Source organism: Arthrobacter sp. LjRoot78 (assembly GCF_964254335.1).
Classification (GTDB): Bacteria; Actinomycetota; Actinomycetes; order Actinomycetales; family Micrococcaceae; genus Arthrobacter.
In genome coordinates this window covers 2,740,511-2,756,856 of the sequence record NZ_CAXUTG020000001.1, presented here as the reverse complement: position 1 = coordinate 2,756,856, position 16,346 = coordinate 2,740,511, and the positions used below count along the sequence as shown (strand labels likewise).

General features: G+C 66.9%; 14 protein-coding genes and 2 tRNA genes. 12 read left to right on the top strand and 4 right to left on the bottom strand.

Features of this window, described 5'->3' with window-relative positions; translation table 11 throughout:
• Positions 1-33: 33 nt before the first annotated feature.
• Positions 34-1,428, bottom strand: a complete 1,395-nt coding sequence (locus ACSQ1X_RS12835; protein WP_436057937.1) for a hypothetical protein — start codon at positions 1,426-1,428, stop codon at positions 34-36.
• A 348-nt stretch (positions 1,429-1,776) separates the two neighbouring features.
• Between ACSQ1X_RS12835 and ACSQ1X_RS12830 the strand changes: the two genes are divergently transcribed.
• The 4 genes from ACSQ1X_RS12830 to ACSQ1X_RS12815 all read left to right on the top strand — a co-directional run bounded on the left by ACSQ1X_RS12830 (position 1,777) and on the right by ACSQ1X_RS12815 (position 5,626).
• Positions 1,777-1,848, top strand: a tRNA-Gln gene (locus ACSQ1X_RS12830).
• A gap of 128 nt (positions 1,849-1,976) precedes the next feature.
• Positions 1,977-2,052 (top strand) — tRNA-Glu (locus ACSQ1X_RS12825).
• Positions 2,053-2,228: 176 nt separating this feature from the next.
• A complete protein-coding gene (locus tag ACSQ1X_RS12820; protein WP_436057936.1) occupies positions 2,229-4,010 on the top strand; it encodes a dynamin family protein in 1,782 nt (593 codons plus the stop codon).
• Positions 4,007-5,626: a GTPase gene (locus ACSQ1X_RS12815; RefSeq protein WP_436057935.1), complete on the top strand. Its 1,620-nt coding sequence runs from the start codon at positions 4,007-4,009 to the stop codon at positions 5,624-5,626. Before ACSQ1X_RS12820 ends, ACSQ1X_RS12815 begins: the two co-directional genes overlap by 4 nt.
• Here ACSQ1X_RS12815 and ACSQ1X_RS12810 read toward each other — a convergent pair.
• Positions 5,623-6,168: a DUF1697 domain-containing protein gene (locus ACSQ1X_RS12810; protein ID WP_436057934.1), complete on the bottom strand. Its 546-nt coding sequence runs from the start codon at positions 6,166-6,168 to the stop codon at positions 5,623-5,625. The genes ACSQ1X_RS12815 and ACSQ1X_RS12810 overlap by 4 nt on opposite strands.
• Positions 6,169-6,181: 13 nt before the next feature.
• Positions 6,182-6,901, bottom strand: coding sequence for an IclR family transcriptional regulator (locus ACSQ1X_RS12805; RefSeq protein ID WP_011692361.1), 720 nt, complete (start codon positions 6,899-6,901; stop codon positions 6,182-6,184).
• 112 nt (positions 6,902-7,013) lie between these two features.
• Here ACSQ1X_RS12805 and leuC point away from each other — a divergent pair, with 112 nt between their 5' ends.
• The 6 genes from leuC (at position 7,014) to ACSQ1X_RS12775 (ending at position 13,620) form a co-directional block, all read left to right on the top strand.
• The gene (gene leuC / locus ACSQ1X_RS12800) at positions 7,014-8,468 is read left to right on the top strand and encodes a 3-isopropylmalate dehydratase large subunit (RefSeq protein ID WP_436057933.1); all 1,455 of its coding nucleotides are present in this window, start codon (positions 7,014-7,016) and stop codon (positions 8,466-8,468) included.
• Between the two features lie 68 nt (positions 8,469-8,536).
• Entirely contained in the window at positions 8,537-9,139 is a 603-nt protein-coding gene (leuD, locus tag ACSQ1X_RS12795) for a 3-isopropylmalate dehydratase small subunit (protein ID WP_055796007.1), read from the top strand.
• A gap of 198 nt (positions 9,140-9,337) precedes the next feature.
• Entirely contained in the window at positions 9,338-10,663 is a 1,326-nt protein-coding gene (murA, locus tag ACSQ1X_RS12790) for a UDP-N-acetylglucosamine 1-carboxyvinyltransferase (protein ID WP_028271630.1), read from the top strand.
• Positions 10,664-10,673: 10 nt separating this feature from the next.
• Positions 10,674-11,420 carry a lysophospholipid acyltransferase family protein gene (locus ACSQ1X_RS12785; RefSeq protein ID WP_436057932.1) on the top strand — a complete coding sequence of 249 codons (747 nt, stop codon included), beginning with the start codon at positions 10,674-10,676 and terminating at the stop codon, positions 11,418-11,420.
• The gene (locus ACSQ1X_RS12780; RefSeq protein ID WP_436057931.1) at positions 11,417-12,469 is read left to right on the top strand and encodes an NAD(P)H-dependent glycerol-3-phosphate dehydrogenase; all 1,053 of its coding nucleotides are present in this window, start codon (positions 11,417-11,419) and stop codon (positions 12,467-12,469) included. The genes ACSQ1X_RS12785 and ACSQ1X_RS12780 overlap by 4 nt, the downstream gene beginning before the upstream one ends.
• Before the next feature lie 2 nt (positions 12,470-12,471).
• A complete protein-coding gene (locus ACSQ1X_RS12775) occupies positions 12,472-13,620 on the top strand; it encodes a D-alanine--D-alanine ligase family protein (protein ID WP_082506652.1) in 1,149 nt (382 codons plus the stop codon).
• A gap of 67 nt (positions 13,621-13,687) precedes the next feature.
• Here the strand turns inward: ACSQ1X_RS12775 and ACSQ1X_RS12770 are convergent, their stop codons facing one another.
• Positions 13,688-14,191, bottom strand: a complete 504-nt coding sequence (locus ACSQ1X_RS12770; protein WP_055795996.1) for a DUF3515 domain-containing protein — start codon at positions 14,189-14,191, stop codon at positions 13,688-13,690.
• A gap of 101 nt (positions 14,192-14,292) precedes the next feature.
• Here ACSQ1X_RS12770 and thiL point away from each other — a divergent pair, with 101 nt between their 5' ends.
• The gene (gene thiL, locus ACSQ1X_RS12765; protein WP_436057930.1) at positions 14,293-15,333 is read left to right on the top strand and encodes a thiamine-phosphate kinase; all 1,041 of its coding nucleotides are present in this window, start codon (positions 14,293-14,295) and stop codon (positions 15,331-15,333) included.
• A gap of 22 nt (positions 15,334-15,355) precedes the next feature.
• The gene (locus ACSQ1X_RS12760; RefSeq protein ID WP_055797197.1) at positions 15,356-16,345 is read left to right on the top strand and encodes a DAK2 domain-containing protein; all 990 of its coding nucleotides are present in this window, start codon (positions 15,356-15,358) and stop codon (positions 16,343-16,345) included.
• Position 16,346: the final 1 nt, after the last annotated feature.

Genomic DNA, 16,346 nt, shown 5'->3' with positions numbered 1-16,346 from the left:
CCCCGCCCGGTCCGGGCGGGGCCACCGGCATGATCACACCGGTTCGCCGGCATTCCGCCGTTTGCGCAAGGCGGCATACGCGCCCACTGAACCAAGCCCCAGGACTCCCACCATGCCGATGGCCGTAACCCCGTCCCGCTGCCCCACCATGTCTGATGGTGAGACCGCGGCCGCACTCGAGTAGAGCGTTTCCGTCCCGGCCGCCACCTTCGCGTTCCCCTCCGCGAGCTTGCCCGACCCGGTGGCCAGCTGCGTGGAACCGGAGGCCAGCTTGGTGTTGCCTTCCGAGAGCTGCGCGGCTCCGACTGCAAGGGCCTCCGAACCACGCAGCAGGCCGGGGTTCGCGGGATCTGCCGGGTCGCCCTTGATGCCGGCATTCAAGGTCCCGGTTCCAGCGGCCAGCCGGGCCGAACCTTCGGTCATGCTTGCGGCGGCCTTGAGCAGGCCCGGACGATCCGGGTTCCCGGGTACGCCGTCCATGCCCACCCTGATCTTGGCGGTCCCGTCCGCGAGGAGCCGGGTGCCAAGGACAACACCGGGGTTTTCCGGATCCTGGCTGTTGAGTTTGCCGCTTAGGGTGGTAAAGCCGGCGGTCAGCTTGCCGGCCCCGGCCTGCAGTTCCGCGGTGCCTTCATGGAGCCGTGAGGCGCCGGACTGCAGCTGGGCGGCGCCGGCGTCCAGCTTTTGGGCACCTGCGGTGATCTTCGCGATCTTGTCCCTGACGACCGAAAGCGGCACGAGTCCCTGTACGGGATCGTTCGCGGCGGCCTGCAGCAGCTCCAGCGCCTGCGCAAGGGCAGCGGTGCCCGTACCCGTTTCCGGGTTGCCGTTGGCCCCGCGGTAGCCCTTGAGCTGGTCTGTTCCGGCAGCAAGCTGGCCGGCGCCGGCTTCCAGCTTGGATGCACCGGCGCTGAGCCGGGTCGCGCCGTCGGCGAGGTTATTCTCTGCGCTCCCGGATGCAGTGGGCGTCAGCGCTGCGGAGAGCTGTACCGCACCGGCCGCCAGTTTGCCGGCACCGTCATCGACCTTGTACACCCCCGGGGCGAGCTTCGTCGTGACGTCCGTCTCGATCTTCACCGCACCGGCCGCAAGTTTCTCGGCGCCGGCCTGGAGTTGGTCCGCACCGGGGGCCAGCCGATCGGCGATGCCGGCGCGCACCTTCTGCGCCCCGGCGGCTAGCTTGCCGGCCCCTGTGTCTGCCAGCGTGGCGCCGGCGGCGAGCTTCCCGGCGCCGTCCTTGAGCTGATCGGCACCTGCGGAGGCCTGGCCGGCTCCGTCCTTGAGCCTCGATGATCCTTCGGTGATGCGGCCGGTGACGACGGTGTAGAAACCCAGCAAGGCAATAAGGAGCAAGGCAAGGAGCGCTATGGCGATCTGTTGGCCGCGCGTGCGGGGGTTCGGGGGAGCAGTGGCACGACTCTGTGGCACGGTTGGTTCCTCTCGACGGTCCTGGCGGAAACGTGTGTGGCCCCCGGAAGTGTCCAGCCGTGATGCAGCTAACATTCTGAAATGAGCGCAGAACTGCCGGTCGGGCTGGCTTCGGGGAGGTGGTTACTCTGCGGTAACTTACCGAGCGTAAACTTGTTTGCCCCGGAATGGCAAGGATTTTCTCGCGGGTCGACCCGAATGGCGTGCCATCACAGGGGCCCGGGCGTGCGGCGGCAGGGGAGTCGGACCCCGATTTGTGCCATCCAAAACTCTCGGGTAAAGTAATTACTCGTGCTGAGGCGCTGAGAGCGAAGGTTTAGGCCTGAAAGTCCAGCCCGAAAGTTCCATTGGGATATGGTGTAATTGGCAACACTACGGTTTCTGGTACCGTCATTCTAGGTTCGAGTCCTGGTATCCCAGCTCTGAGAAAGCTGCATTCCGATGCGGAAGATCAGGGGTTTCGAGCGGTTTGTCCGATTTGAAACACTGGCTTTGTGTGTGAAATACTCACTGAGCCTGATAGCAGAAATGCTATCTGGAAAGTACGCGGCCCCATCGTATAGCGGCCTAGTACGCTGCCCTCTCACGGCGGTAACGCGGGTTCGAATCCCGCTGGGGTCACCACTGAAACGGTCCCGGGCAACAGCCCGGGGCCGTTTTTTATGTGCCCGGATACTTTCCCTGCTATTCCCCGCCGAATGGTCCTTTCCCCTGGAACCGCGAGGGGGATGTGACCGCCTGGAGGGGACTTCCTGGGCGATGCCCGAGCCGGACCAGCGCTGAACTGGCATGATGAAGCTGTGACGTCACCATCTGAGAGTTCGCCCCCGGGAACTGCCGCGCAAAACACGCGGGCGGCCGCGGCCGTGGAACTGCTCGAAGCTGTGCGCACGGACCTTGGCGCGGCCCGGCTGCCGCTTGCACTGCCCGGCGCGGACGCTGCCCGCCTCGATATCAGGAACGCGCTGGCACAGCTGGACGACTACATCCTCCCGCGCTTCCGCAGCCTGGACGCCCCGCTGCTGGCGGTGGTTGGCGGATCCACCGGTGCCGGCAAATCCACGCTGGTCAATGCCCTCGTGGGCCACCCGGTCACGAGGGCGGGCGCCATCCGGCCGACCACCAGGCAGCCGATCCTGCTTCACCACCCGGCGGACGCAGCCTGGTTCGAGGACCAGCGGGTTCTGCCGAGCCTGAGCCGCATCAGGGGCACGGTAGTGGACACGCTGTTGCCCGCCAACCGGGCCGGAGCCGCGCCGGACGCCGCATCAATATCGTCCCTGGTGCTAGTGGGGCACCCCGCCGTGCCGGAAGGAATCGCCCTCCTGGATGCTCCGGACGTCGACTCCGTCTCGGATGACAACCGCAAGCTGGCGGGCCAGCTGCTCGCCGCCGCCGATCTCTGGTTATTCGTCACAACCGCGAACCGCTATGCCGACGCCGTGCCCTGGAAGCTGCTCCAGGACGCTGCCTCCAGGGACATCATGGTGGCAGTGGTCCTGGACCGCGTGCCTCCGGCGGCCGAGGCGGAGGTCAGCACGGACCTGAGGATGATGCTGCAGCGGGAGGGCCTGGGCGCGGCCCGCCTGTTTATTATTCCGGAGGTCACCCTTGACGGCCTCGGAATGCTGCCCGACGGGGCCGTGGAGCCCCTGGCACGCTGGGTGCGTGAACTGGCCGCGGACTCCGCCGGGAGGGCGGACATCGTCCGCCGGACACTGAACGGCACGGTTCGTGCGCTCAGCGGCAGAGTTGCCGCGCTGGCGCAGGCTTCGCTGGAACAGCAGCAATCGCGGGATGTCCTGGCCAAGGATGCCGCCGCGGCTTACCAGGATGCTGTGGCCCGGATTCTGGACGCCACTCGGGACGGCGCCCTCCTGCGGGGCGAAGTCCTTGCCCGGTGGCAGGACTTCGTGGGCACCGGGGAGTTCTTCCGCGTCCTGGAGCAGAACATCGGGCGCATGCGTGACCGCTTGGGTGCGTTCTTCCGCGGTGAGCCGACCCCGGCGGTCAAGGTCGAAACTGCCATTGAAACCGGGCTGCAGGCGGTCATCATTGACGAAGCTGCCACTGCGGCCGAGGACGCTGACCAACGCTGGCGCTCGGACCCTGCGGGACGCCAACTGCTGGGCACCGACGACCTTTCCGGCACCGGCGCCGGTTTCCCGGAGAAGGTTGCCGCGGAGATCCGTGCCTGGCAGGGAGCCCTCATGGAGCTCATCCGCACAGAGGGCCAGGGCAAGCGGACCCAGGCCCGGTGGCTCTCCTTCGGGGTCAACGGGCTCGGGGCCGCCCTGATGATCGTCGTTTTCTCCATGACGGCCGGCCTCACCGGACTGGAGATCGGCGTGGCGGGCGGCACCGCCGTCGTCGGTCAACGGCTCCTTGAGGCAGTCTTTGGCGAGGATGCCGTGAGGCGGCTCGCGAAGACTGCGCGGGAGGACCTGAACGCGAGGTGCCACAAGCTGATGCAGGCCGAACAGCGGCGTTTCCTCGACCGCCTGGACTTCACCACGGGCGTTTCGCCGGAAGTCCTCTCGGGCCATGCCCGCGCCCTTCAGCGACTGGCCGAGTCAGCATGAGCCGGCACAGCGGGACCAGGGAGGCCTCCCGGCTTGGCTCCCGCCTGGAAGCCCTCAACGACGCAAGGGAGCTCGCCGGCGGCGTAGTGCCGGACGAGGCCCTGGACGAAGTGCTCCAGGTGCTCGAGCGAGCCAGTTCCCGCCGTTCGCTGTCCTCGGACCACACGGTGGTGGGCTTCTTCGGCGCGACGGGCAGCGGTAAATCGTCGCTCTTCAACGCGGTCAGCGGCGCGGAAATCGCGACGGCGGCGGCCCGCCGCCCCACGACGTCGGAACCGCTGGCGGGTGTCTGGGGAGCGGAAGGCAGTGAGCCGCTGCTGGACTGGCTTGGCGTCAGCAGCCGGCACCACTCCGCAGCGGTGCCGGGGTTCGCCGACGAATCCACCGGCCTGGTCCTGCTGGACCTGCCCGATTTCGACTCAACCAAGGCCGCCAACCGGGAAATCGTCCAGCGGATGGTGGGATTGGTCGACGTCCTGGTGTGGGTGCTGGACCCCCAGAAATATGCGGACGCCGCTGTGCACAACGACTTCCTGACGCCGCTGGCTTCGCACGGAGCGGTCACGCTGGTGGTACTCAACCAGATCGACCGGCTTCCGCCCGCGGATGTCGAGCCGGTCCTGGAGTCCCTCAAAGCGATCCTTGCCCGGGACGGACTGGGCAGGGTCCGGATCCTCGGCGTCTCAGCGCTGACGGGCGCGGGAGTGGACAAGGTGCGGGCAGCTATCCGCCACGTCGTGGTGCAACGGCAGGCGTTGTCGCAGCGGCTGGCCGCGGATGTTTCCAAGGCCTCGGCGCAGCTTGCTGAGGCATCCGGGGCGGGAGAGGCCGCCGGTGTCACAGCGGGCACCCGGTCGCAACTGGCCGATGAGCTTGCGGCTGCCGCCAACGTCCAGCTGGTGGTGGACGCTGTGTCGCGGTCCTACCGGCAGGAAGCCATCCGGCGCACCGGCTGGCCGCTGACCCGTTGGCTGGTCCGGTTCCGGCCCGATCCGCTGCGGCGGCTGAACCTGCGCCGGGAGGGAGCCAATTCCGAAGTCAACAGGACGTCGCTGCCACCGGCGGGGGCTCCGGAACGTGCCAGGACGGACGCGGCCGTACGGGAATTCGCGGATGCAGCCAGTGCCGGGGCCCCGGGGCCCTGGCGGGCTGCCATCCGCAGTGCGGCGCGTGAAGGCCGTGACCGGTTGCCTGACGCGCTGGACCAGGCCATTGCCGGCACCGAGCTGATGGCCGGACGGAAATCGTGGTGGTGGGGACTGTTCAACGTCATCCAGTGGCTGGCCCTCGTCACGGCCCTGGGCGGCCTGGGCTGGCTCGGCATCCTGGCCGGCCTGGCGTATCTCCAGCTCCCGGTTCCTGAGGTTCCCCGGGTGGAAGGGTGGCCTGTTCCCACACTGATGATTGCCGGGGGAGTGGTGCTTGGCATTGTGCTGGCCCTCGCCGGGAAGTTTGCAGCAGCGGCCGCTGCCGGGCTGCGGGCAGCCGCGGCCGGGAAGAAGCTCAGGGCGGCCGTGGCTGCCGTCGCGGACAGGCTGGTGGTTGAGCCGGTTGAGGTGGAGGTCAGCAGGCTGAAGTCCTTTAACGCCGCGCTGAAATCCGCCCGCCGCGACTAGCGGGTTTCCAATGCCTCCGTGGCGTCGCGCACCTTGATCATGGTGCGAAGGTTGCGTGTGGTGGTTGTGGATTTGTAGCGGGCCTTGGATGACAGCTTGCTGAACGGGCTGTCCAGGGTGCCGCCCGCGGGAGCCAGCCAAGCCATCGCCTCCGGCCCAAGGCGGTGCTGCTGCGTCCCGTCCAGCCGGGAACCGGCCTCGAACAGCTCGTCCAGAACGGCCGTGTCCGAACTCAGCGTGACGTAGGTGTGCGTCGTCTTGTCCTCGGCCGGGTACGGGCACGCCTCGACCAGCGCGGCAACCCGGTCCGCGGTCAGCACCACCACCCAGGCGTCGTAGCCAAAGGCCTCACGGAGGCAGGCTTCGACGTCTTTCTTCACCGCCGCAGCGCCGAGATCGCTGGCCAGCACCACGTTGCCGCTGGCCAGCAGTGTTTTCACGCCCGCAAAGCCCTGGTCCTCCAGCGCACTGCGGAGGTCCGCCATTTTGATGTTGATGCCGCCCACGTTGATGCCGCGGAGGAAAACCGCATAGCTGTTCATGGGCACAGCCTACTTAGTCGTTGTTCTTGCGGAGTGCCTCGGTCAGCACCCGTGCGGCGTTACAGACGACTTCTGCGTGCAGCCGGCCGGGCTGGCGGGTCAGGCGCTCGATCGGGCCGGAAATGGAGACGGCGGCAATCACGCGTCCGGAGGGACCCCGCACAGGCGCCGAAACGGAGGCGACCCCCGGCTCGCGTTCGCCGAGGCTCTGGCCCCAGCCCCGCCGTCGTACGCCTGCCAGGACGGTGGGCGTGAAGCGCGCTGCCTGGAGTCCTTCGAGCAGCCGGTCGTGGTCTTCCCAGGCCAGCAGCACCTGGGCGGCGGAGCCGGCCTTCATGGACAGCTGTGTACCCACCGGGATGGTGTCGCGGAGCCCGATGGGGCGTTCGGCCGACGCGACACACACACGCCAGTCGCCCTGCCGGCGGAAGATCTGGGCGCTTTCGCCAGTGGCGTCGCGCAGCTGCATCAGGACCGGTCCCGCGGAGGCGATCAGCCGGTCCTCGCCGGCGGCGGAGGCGAGCTCCACGAGGCGGCTTCCCAGGACGAAGCGGCCCTGGATGTCACGGCTGACAAGCCGGTGGTGGACCAGCGCCAGGGCAAGCCTGTGTACGGTCGGCCGGGCCAGTCCGGTAGCGGCTACGAGCTGCGCCAGAGTGGTGGGACCGGCCTCAAGTGCGTCAAGCACATGGGCCGCTTTATCGATGACACCGACTCCACTAGAATTGTCCATGTAATGATATTGCCGTCTCAATATCTGAGATGCAAATCATTTGGCTGGCGTATTACGCGGGCGTGCTGGTTCAGTGGATGTAAACAGCCAACAGCAGTGAAGGGAGATGGCCATGGCAAAGACATTGGCCGAGAAAGTCTGGGACGCGCACGTGGTGCGCAAAGGCGACGGCGAAGGTGCCAACGCCCAGCCGGACCTTCTCTACATCGACCTCCACCTGGTGCACGAAGTGACGTCGCCGCAGGCCTTCGAAGGACTCCGCCTGGCGGGCCGTCCGTTGCGCCGCCCGGACCTCACCATCGCCACCGAGGACCACAACACCCCCACGCTGGACATCGACAAGCCTATCGCCGATCTCACCAGCCGGACGCAGATCCAGACCCTCCGCAACAACTGCCAGGAGTTCGGCGTCCGCCTCCACTCCCTGGGCGATGCCGAGCAGGGCATCGTTCACGTTGTCGGTCCCCAGCTTGGCCTGACCCAGCCCGGCATGACCGTGGTCTGCGGCGACTCGCACACGTCCACGCACGGTGCCTTCGGCGCGTTGGCCATGGGCATCGGCACCTCCGAGGTGGAGCACGTCATGGCCACCCAGACGCTGTCCCTGAAGCCGTTCAAGACCATGGCCATCAATGTGGAGGGCACCCTGCGCCCCGGCGTTTCGGCGAAGGACATCATCCTTGCCGTCATCGCGAAGATCGGCACCGGCGGCGGACAGGGCTACGTCCTGGAGTACCGCGGCTCGGCGATCCGTGCGCTGTCCATGGAAGCCCGGATGACCATCTGCAACATGTCCATCGAAGCCGGCGCCCGCGCAGGCCTGGTTGCTCCGGATCAGACCACGTACGACTACATGCATGGACGCCCGCACGCGCCGCAGGGCGCGGACTGGGACGCCGCCGTCGAATACTGGAACACGCTCCGCTCCGAAGATGACGCAACGTTCGACGTCGAAGTTGACCTTGACGCCGACACCCTGGAGCCGTTCGTGACCTGGGGGACCAACCCCGGCCAGGGCGTTTCACTGTCCTCCAAGGTGCCGTCGCCGGAGGACTTCGGCGATGAAAACGCCAAGGCCGCGGCCGAACGCGCGTTGCAGTACATGGGGCTGGAAGCCGGCACCCCGATGAAGGAGATCCGGGTGGACACAGTCTTCCTGGGTTCCTGCACCAACTCCCGGATGGAGGACCTGCGGGCGGCGGCGGACATCGTCCGGGGCCGCACCAAGGATCCGAACATCCGGATGCTCGTTGTTCCCGGCTCGGCGCGGGTGCGGCTCGAGGCAGAAGCGGAGGGCCTGGACAAGGTCTTCAAGGATTTCGGTGCCGAATGGCGCTTCGCCGGCTGCTCCATGTGCCTGGGCATGAACCCGGACCAGCTGGAGCCGGGCGAACGCTGCGCCTCCACATCCAACCGCAACTTCGAAGGACGCCAGGGCAAGGGCGGCCGCACGCACCTCGTCTCACCGGTGGTCGCGGCAGCCACGGCAGTACGCGGCACGCTCAGCTCGCCGTCGGACCTGGACCCCGCTCCGGAGTCCGCCGCCGTCCGCAGCAGCGCCGCTTAGATAACGCCGACTAGCCCGCGCTGCCCAGAGCACGCAGCCCAGACCCACCCAGCACCGAAGGATCCGCCATGGAAAAGTTCAGCACCCACACCGGGATCGGCGTACCGCTGCGCCAGAGCAACGTGGACACCGACCAGATCATCCCCGCCGTATACCTCAAGCGCATTACCCGCACCGGCTTCGAAGACGCACTCTTCGCCGCCTGGCGCAAGGACCCGGCCTTCATCCTCAACCAGGCACCGTTCAACGCCGGCTCCGTGCTCGTCGCCGGGCCCGACTTCGGCACCGGATCCTCCCGTGAGCACGCTGTGTGGGCCCTGAAGGACTACGGCTTCAAGACGGTCCTGTCCTCCCGGTTCGCCGATATCTTCCGCGGCAACTCCGGCAAGCAGGGCCTCCTGGCGGCTGAACTCGCCCAGGATGACATCGAGCTCATCTGGAAGGTGCTGGAGAACGCCCCGGGCACCGAAGTGACCGTGGACCTCGTCTCCAAGACCGTGATGTGCGGCAATGTGGTGGCACCGTTCGAGATTGACGACTACACGCGCTGGCGCCTCCTGGAGGGCCTGGACGACATCGGGCTGACCCTCCAGCACGAGGAAGACATCACGGCCTACGAGGCCACAAGGCCCGCGTTCAAGCCGAAGACGCTGCCCGCACGGCTTTCCTAGGGGGCGGTCTCCGGGATCCCCGCAGCACCCCGCCTGGTACACCCCGCACCCTTACCCGGTCCGCGTTGCGCCCGATTCAGGCCCCCTCTGAACTGTCGGGAAAATCGCGCCGTATTTCAGATCGGTAACGCTAGCTCCTATGCTTAGCTGGAGCCTTTGTAAGGATTTGGGGGCGAGTAGTCGTGAGGAAACCGGTATATGAGTAGTGTTTTGACAATCCGCGGAGGCGTCCCGCTAACTGGACGCGTCACCGTTCGCGGGGCCAAGAATCTTGTCCCCAAGGCCATGGTGGCCGCCCTGCTGGGCAACGAGCCGTCCGTACTGCGCAACGTCCCTGAAATCAAGGACGTCGAGGTTGTCACCAGCCTGCTCCAGCTCCACGGCGTCACGGTCGAAAAGGACCCGGTTACCGGTGATCTGACCCTGGACCCGAAGGGTGCCAAGACCGCATCGAGCACCGCCATCGATGCCCACGCCGGCGACTCCAGGATTCCCATCCTGTTGTGCGGCCCGCTGATCCACGCCATCGGGGAAGCGTTCATTCCCGACCTGGGCGGCTGCAAAATCGGCGACCGCCCCATCGATTACCACCTGAACGTGCTGCGCCAGTTCGGGGCCGTCGTGGAAAAGCGTCCGGGCGGCATCCACATTTCCGCGCCCAAGGGACTCCAAGGCGCCAAGATCTCGCTGCCGTACCCGTCGGTGGGGGCAACTGAGCAGGTTCTGCTCAGCGCCACCCGCGCCGAGGGCATCACGGAGCTTTCCGGCGCCGCCACGGAACCGGAAATCATCGATCTCATTGCCGTGCTGCAGAAGATGGGCGCCATCATCAGCGTCCAGACAGACCGCACCATCCGGATCGAAGGCGTGAAGGATCTCGGTGGCTACAACCACCGAGCCCTCTCGGACCGGAACGAATCCGCGTCCTGGGCATCGGCGGCACTCGTGACGCGCGGAGACATCTTCGTGGAGGGCGCCTCCCAGCGCGACATGATGACGTTCCTGAACACCTACCGCAAGGTGGGCGGCGGCATGGACATCGGTGAGGACGGCATCCGTTTCTACCACCGGGGCGGCAAGCTGAACCCGCTCGTCCTGGAAACGGACGTCCATCCTGGCTTCATGACGGACTGGCAGCAGCCCCTCGTGGTTGCCCTGACCCAGGCCGAGGGCGTGTCCATCGTCCACGAAACCGTCTACGAGAACCGTTTCGGATTCACCGACGCTCTCATCCGGATGGGGGCCAACATCCAGGTGCACCGGGAATGCCTCGGCAGCGTGCCGTGCCGTTTCGGCCAGCGCAACTTCCTGCACTCCGCCGTCATCTCGGGACCCACACAGCTCAAAGGCACCGACATCGACGTCCCGGACCTCCGGGGCGGCTTCAGCCACCTCATCGCCGCACTGGCCGCCACGGGTACGTCCCGGGTGACCGGAATAGACATCATCAACCGCGGTTACGAGCGCTTCACGGAGAAGCTCGCCGGGCTGGGCGCCGATTTCGACATCACTTCAGCCAAGTAACGGGGACCCAGTGAAGGAAACGGCCAAGAGCCGCATCACCTTTGTCATCGTCGCCGGGATCGTCAGGCCCGTGATGAACCTGCTGATGAACAAGAAGTGGGAAGGGCTGGAAAAACTCCCGGCGGGCGGCTTCATCGCCGCCCCCAACCACTGCACCGAGATCGACCCGCTGGTCATCGGCCACATGCTGTACAACCAGAAGCGGATGCCGCACTTCCTGGCCAAGGGCGGCCTGTTTAAGGTGCCGGTCCTCGGAGCGGTGCTGCGGGCCACCAAACAGATCCCGGTGGAACGCTCGACGGCGGGCGCCAACCGTTCGCTGAACGTCGCCAGGGAAGTGGTGGACGAAGGCGGGGCCATCATCATCTACCCCGAAGGCACACTGACCCGGGATCCGGAGCTGTGGCCGATGAAGGGGCACACCGGTGCCGCCAGGATGGCGCTCGAAAGCGGAATTCCCGTGGTTCCCATGGCGCACTGGGGAGCCCATCAGGTGTTCCCGCGCTATGCGAAGCGGTTCCATCTGTTTCCCCGACAGACCTCACGCGTCATCGTGGGCGACCCCGTGGACCTCAGCGCTTTTGAGGGCCGGCCGCTGGACAAGGCCACGCTGACGGCCGCCACCGGCGTCATCATGGAAGCCATCACCGGGCTCCTGGCAACCCTGCGATCGGAACAGCCTCCCGCTGAGCGGTGGGATCCCGCCGCCCACAACCAGAGCAAACATGGGCGCAACATCGATCGGGGCGGCAAATGACCCCTGAACAAGCCGCAGCGGGCTCAGCCTTGTCAGTCGCTGTCCTCGGAGCAGGGTCCTGGGGCACCACCTTTGCCAAGATCCTTGCCGATGCAGCAACGGCATCCGGCGTCCAGCGGAGCATACGGCTCTGGGGGCGCCGCGCCGAGGTTGTTGAGCAGATCAACACCCGGCACCGGAACCCGCAGTACCTTAAGGACATTGACCTCCCGCACAGCATTACGGCTTCCACCGAGGTTGCGGAGGTGCTTTCCGGCGCCGACCTGGTGGTGCTGGCGGTTCCAGCCCAGTCGCTGCGGCTGCAGCTGCGCGAGTGGCGGCGCCTGATATCCCCGGATGCCTACGTGGTTTCCCTGATGAAAGGCCTCGAACTCAGTTCGGATGCCCGCATGAGCGAGGTCATCTGCGAGGAACTGGGTATCAAAGCCGACAGGATTGCCGTGGTGTCCGGACCGAACCTGGCCATGGAAATCGCCCGCGAGGAACCCACCGCCTCGGTGGTGGCCTGTTCCGACGCAGAGGTGGCCTCCTGGATCGCCCGCAGCTGCACCGCACCGTATTTCCGGCCGTACACCACCACCGACGTCGTCGGCGTTGAAATCGGCGGCATCGTGAAGAACGTGATCGCCCTGGCGGTCGGTATCTGCGAAGGCAAAAGGATGGGTGACAACACCAAAGCCTCGGTCATTACCCGCGGGCTTGCAGAGACCTCCAGGCTTGCCCTGGCGCTCGGAGGAGAAGCGCAAACCATGGCCGGCCTGGCCGGCCTCGGCGACCTCGTCGCCACCTGCTCCTCACCGCTGTCCCGGAACCACACCGCCGGACGCCTGCTGGGCAAGGGGCTGACGCTGGAACAGGTCACCGCCGAAATGACCCAGACAGCCGAAGGGATCAAGTCCGGGCAGGCCGTGCACGAACTTGCCGGAAAGCTGGGCGTCGAGATGCCCATCACCGCGGCAGTGGTTGCCGTGCTGGCCGGAAAATTGTCCGTTGACGAACTGGGACCGCTGCTGCTGGCCCGGGACCTGAAATCCGAAGGCGACTACTGACTGTGTCGGAAGAACAAGTGAACAAGAACACCGGCCCCGGCCACACCAAACCCCGCGTCGCCGTTTTGTTTGGGGGCCGCTCCAGCGAGCACGCCGTCAGCTGCGTCACGGCCGCCGGCGTTCTCGGGGCCATCGATTACGACAAGTACGATGTCATACCCATCGGCATCGCCAAGACCGGCCAGTGGGTCCTCGCCCCGGGGGACACCCGGCAGTGGTCCCTCTCGGCCTCCTCACTTCCCGAGGTGGCGCCGTCGGCCCGGACGGTAACGCTTGCTGAGATCGGCGGAGAACACCAGCTCATCGTGGCGTCCCCGAACGAAGTGCCGCAGGAACTCGGCACCGTGGACGTTGTCTTCCCGCTGCTCCACGGACCGTTCGGCGAAGACGGCACCATCCAGGGCCTGCTGGAACTGTCGGATACCCGCTACGTGGGCGCCGGCGTGCTGGCCTCCGCCGTCGGCATGGACAAGCACTACATGAAGGTGGTCTTCGAAGCCGCCGGCCTGCAGGTGGGGCCCTACATTGCCGTGACGGACCGCCAGTGGATCACTGACCCCGAATCCGTCCGCAAACGCGTTGACCTGCTGGGGTACCCCGTATTCGTCAAGCCGGCACGGGCAGGGTCTTCCATGGGCATCTCCAAGGTGGATTCACTGGAGGGCCTGGATGCGGCCATCGAGGCGGCCCGGGAGCATGACCTCAAACTCGTGATCGAGGCTGGAATCGTGGGCCGCGAGATCGAATGCGCTGTCCTCGAAGGGCGCGGCACCGATGCCCCGCGCACGTCCATGCCCGGGGAGATCGCCGTGGCACCGGGGGAGCACGAGTTCTATGACTTCAACGCAAAATACGTGGAGGACGACGCCGCGTCGCTTAGCTGCCCGGCAGACCTCCCCGACGAGGCGATTGCCCGGGTCCGCGAGCTTGCCGCCGCTGCGTTCGACGCTGTCGGGGCCGAAGGGCTGAGCCGGGTGGACTTCTTCTACACTCCCGACGGTGAGCTGATCATCAATGAGATCAACACCATGCCTGGCTTCACGCCGAAAAGCATGTACCCGCAGATGTGGGCCGCCTCCGGGCTGGGCTACGCGGAACTCATCGACGAACTGATCTACCTGGCGCTGAACCGGAAGACCGGCCTGCGCTAGCCGCCGTCGCGGCGGGCGGGTCCGGCCGGGGACGCGTGGGCCCCCGGTGGTCGAACCTGTCGAGACGCTACTGCCCGGTGGGCAGGTCCTGCAGCTCTTCCTGGCCCACGCAGTTCCGCGTGGCCTTGATCTTCCCTGCAGCAGCCGAGAGCTCCGCCAGCACGGTCGCGGAACTGATCTGGTCGGGGTCCATGAGGATCTCCGTGGCCGGTTCGCGGCCGAAGGTGGTCAGCGTCCACACGGGGTCGCCTTCCTTGATGACCCAGTCGATGCCGTTGACGCTGACGCAGCGGTCGGTGGTGGGGCCGGGAACATTGACCCCGCAGCGGAGGATGACCCTGGACGGATCGCCCCACGCGGCGGTTGCCTGGCTGTTGGTCTTCCGCAGCCCCGCATCTCCCATGGTGTCCGGAAGGGCCACCATCATGGGAGCGCAGGCCGGGTTGGCCGCATCCTTGGCCGGCGCCACATCCACCACGGGTGCGCATCCGCTGAGGGCCAGCACCACTGCCGCCGCCGTTGCGGGCAGGCGGAGCGAACGGAGGGAAACCGGAGTGCGGGGCTGGTGCATTGTTTAAGCCTATCCCGGCCCGGGCGGCCGGCCGGACGGGCAGGGGAGGGCGGCACCCGGCTCCGGAACCAGATGTCGGTCCCGGACTGTAGCGTAGTGGTGTGCCTGAATCTCACCTCACTGTCGGCGGACTTTCCGAATCCGAACTCCTTGCCAGGATCTTCCCGCGCCTGAACAATCTGCACCCGAACGGCGGAACCGCTGAAGGCTCGGCGCTTCTACTGGGACCCGGTGATGACGCCGCCATCGTGGCAGCCCCGGATGGCCGGACCGTGGTCAGCATCGACACCCAGGTACAGGACCAGGATTTCCGGCTGGTGTGGCGCAACGGATACCGGACCACTGGCTTCGACGTCGGCTGGAAGGCTGCGGCGCAAAACCTCAGCGACATCAATGCCATGGGCGCGCAGTCCACGGCCATGGTGGTGAGTCTGACCCTGCCGCCGGAGACGCCCGTTTTTTGGGTCGAGGATTTTGCCGACGGGCTTTCCCATGCCATCCGTGACCTCGGCGCCGACGGATGTTCGGTGGCCGGCGGTGACCTCGGGCGTGGCCGCGAACTCGCGGTCACGGTGGCCATCCTGGGCACCCTGGCCGGGCAGCAGCCTGTTCTGCGCTCGGGCGCCCGCCCGGGCCATACCGTCGCCCTGGCCGGAACGGTGGGGCACGCGGCAGCCGGGCTTGCCCTGCTTGAATCCGGGCCGGCCGTTGACCTGCTTAGTCCGGCGCTGCGAACCGTTATGGACAGGCAGTGCCGGCCGCTTCCGCCGCTGGCGGCCGGGCCGGCTGCACTGGCTTCGGGCGCCTCGGCCATGTTGGACATTTCCGACGGACTGGTACGCGACGGCAGCCGCCTGGCCGCCGCCAGCGGCGTCGTCCTGAACCTCGATCCGGCCGCACTGAAGCTGCTCACGGAGCCGCTGGCCGCCGCCGCGGACGCGGTGGACGGGGACGCCATGGCCTGGGTGCTGGGCGGCGGAGAAGATCATGGCCTCCTTGCCACATTCCCCGCGGACGTACAGCTGCCTCCGGGTTTCGCTGCGATAGGCTCAGTAGAAGCCCTTGCACCAACGGAAAGCACTGGCGTGAAGATAGCGGGCCGGCCCGCGGACACTGTGGGATGGGATCACTTTGCAGACTAAGATTGCCGCCAACGCGCAAGCGATGAAGCGGTGGTTGGGCAAGGCCGAAACAGCGCTCGGAAACCACAGCGACCGCCTCAACGCCATCAACATTTTTCCCGTGGCCGACGGCGACACCGGCACCAACCTGTACCTGACCGTCCGTGCCGCCGCGCAGGCCCTGAACAGCCCGGCAACATCACCTGACACCGAACTTGCGCAGCAGCCCGGGAGGACACCGGGCCAGCAGGACGTCGGGGCCGTGCTTGCACGGGCAGGCCAGGCCGCCATGGAACAGGCCCGCGGCAATTCGGGAACCCTGTTCTCGGTGTTCCTGTGCGCCGCCGCGGAGCCGTTGGCCGGCCATACCCGCCTGAGTTCGCCACTGCTGGCAGCCGCACTCAACCGCGCCCAGATCCGGGCCTGGTCCGCCTTGAGCGATCCCGTTCCGGGAACCATGCTCTCGGTCATGGAGGCGGCTGCGCGCGCTGCCGCCGGAGTGGATGCCGACCAGAACGGCGACGACAGCAACCACGCCCTGGGACTTGCCCTCGATGCAGCGGTTGAGGCAGCCCTCGAAGCGGTCGTCCGGACCGAAGACCAGTTGGCTGCCCTGCACGAGGCCCATGTCGTGGACGCCGGAGGGGTCGGAATGCTCCTCATCCTCGACTGCCTGCGCTCGGCGGTGCTCGGCGAGGAACTTCAAAGTGAAATGCTGGACGGCCTCCACGGCTACGACGTCCAGGATCCGCACATCCATGCGGACATGCCCGACGACGACGGCGTGGAAGTCATGTGCACCATCAGCCTTTCGCCGCTGGACGCCGCAACACTGCGCCAGCGGCTTGATGAAATGGGTGATTCGGTGATCATGAGCCAGGTGGGCGGTGCCATGGACGCCGACGGAAAATACCGCTGGCGGGTGCACGTCCACGTCCCGGCCCCGGAACCGGCCGTGGCACTGATCGGCTCCCTCGGGGAACCCACGGACATCTCTGTCAGCCAGCTCGCCCTGCCCCGGGACCCCGACTGAC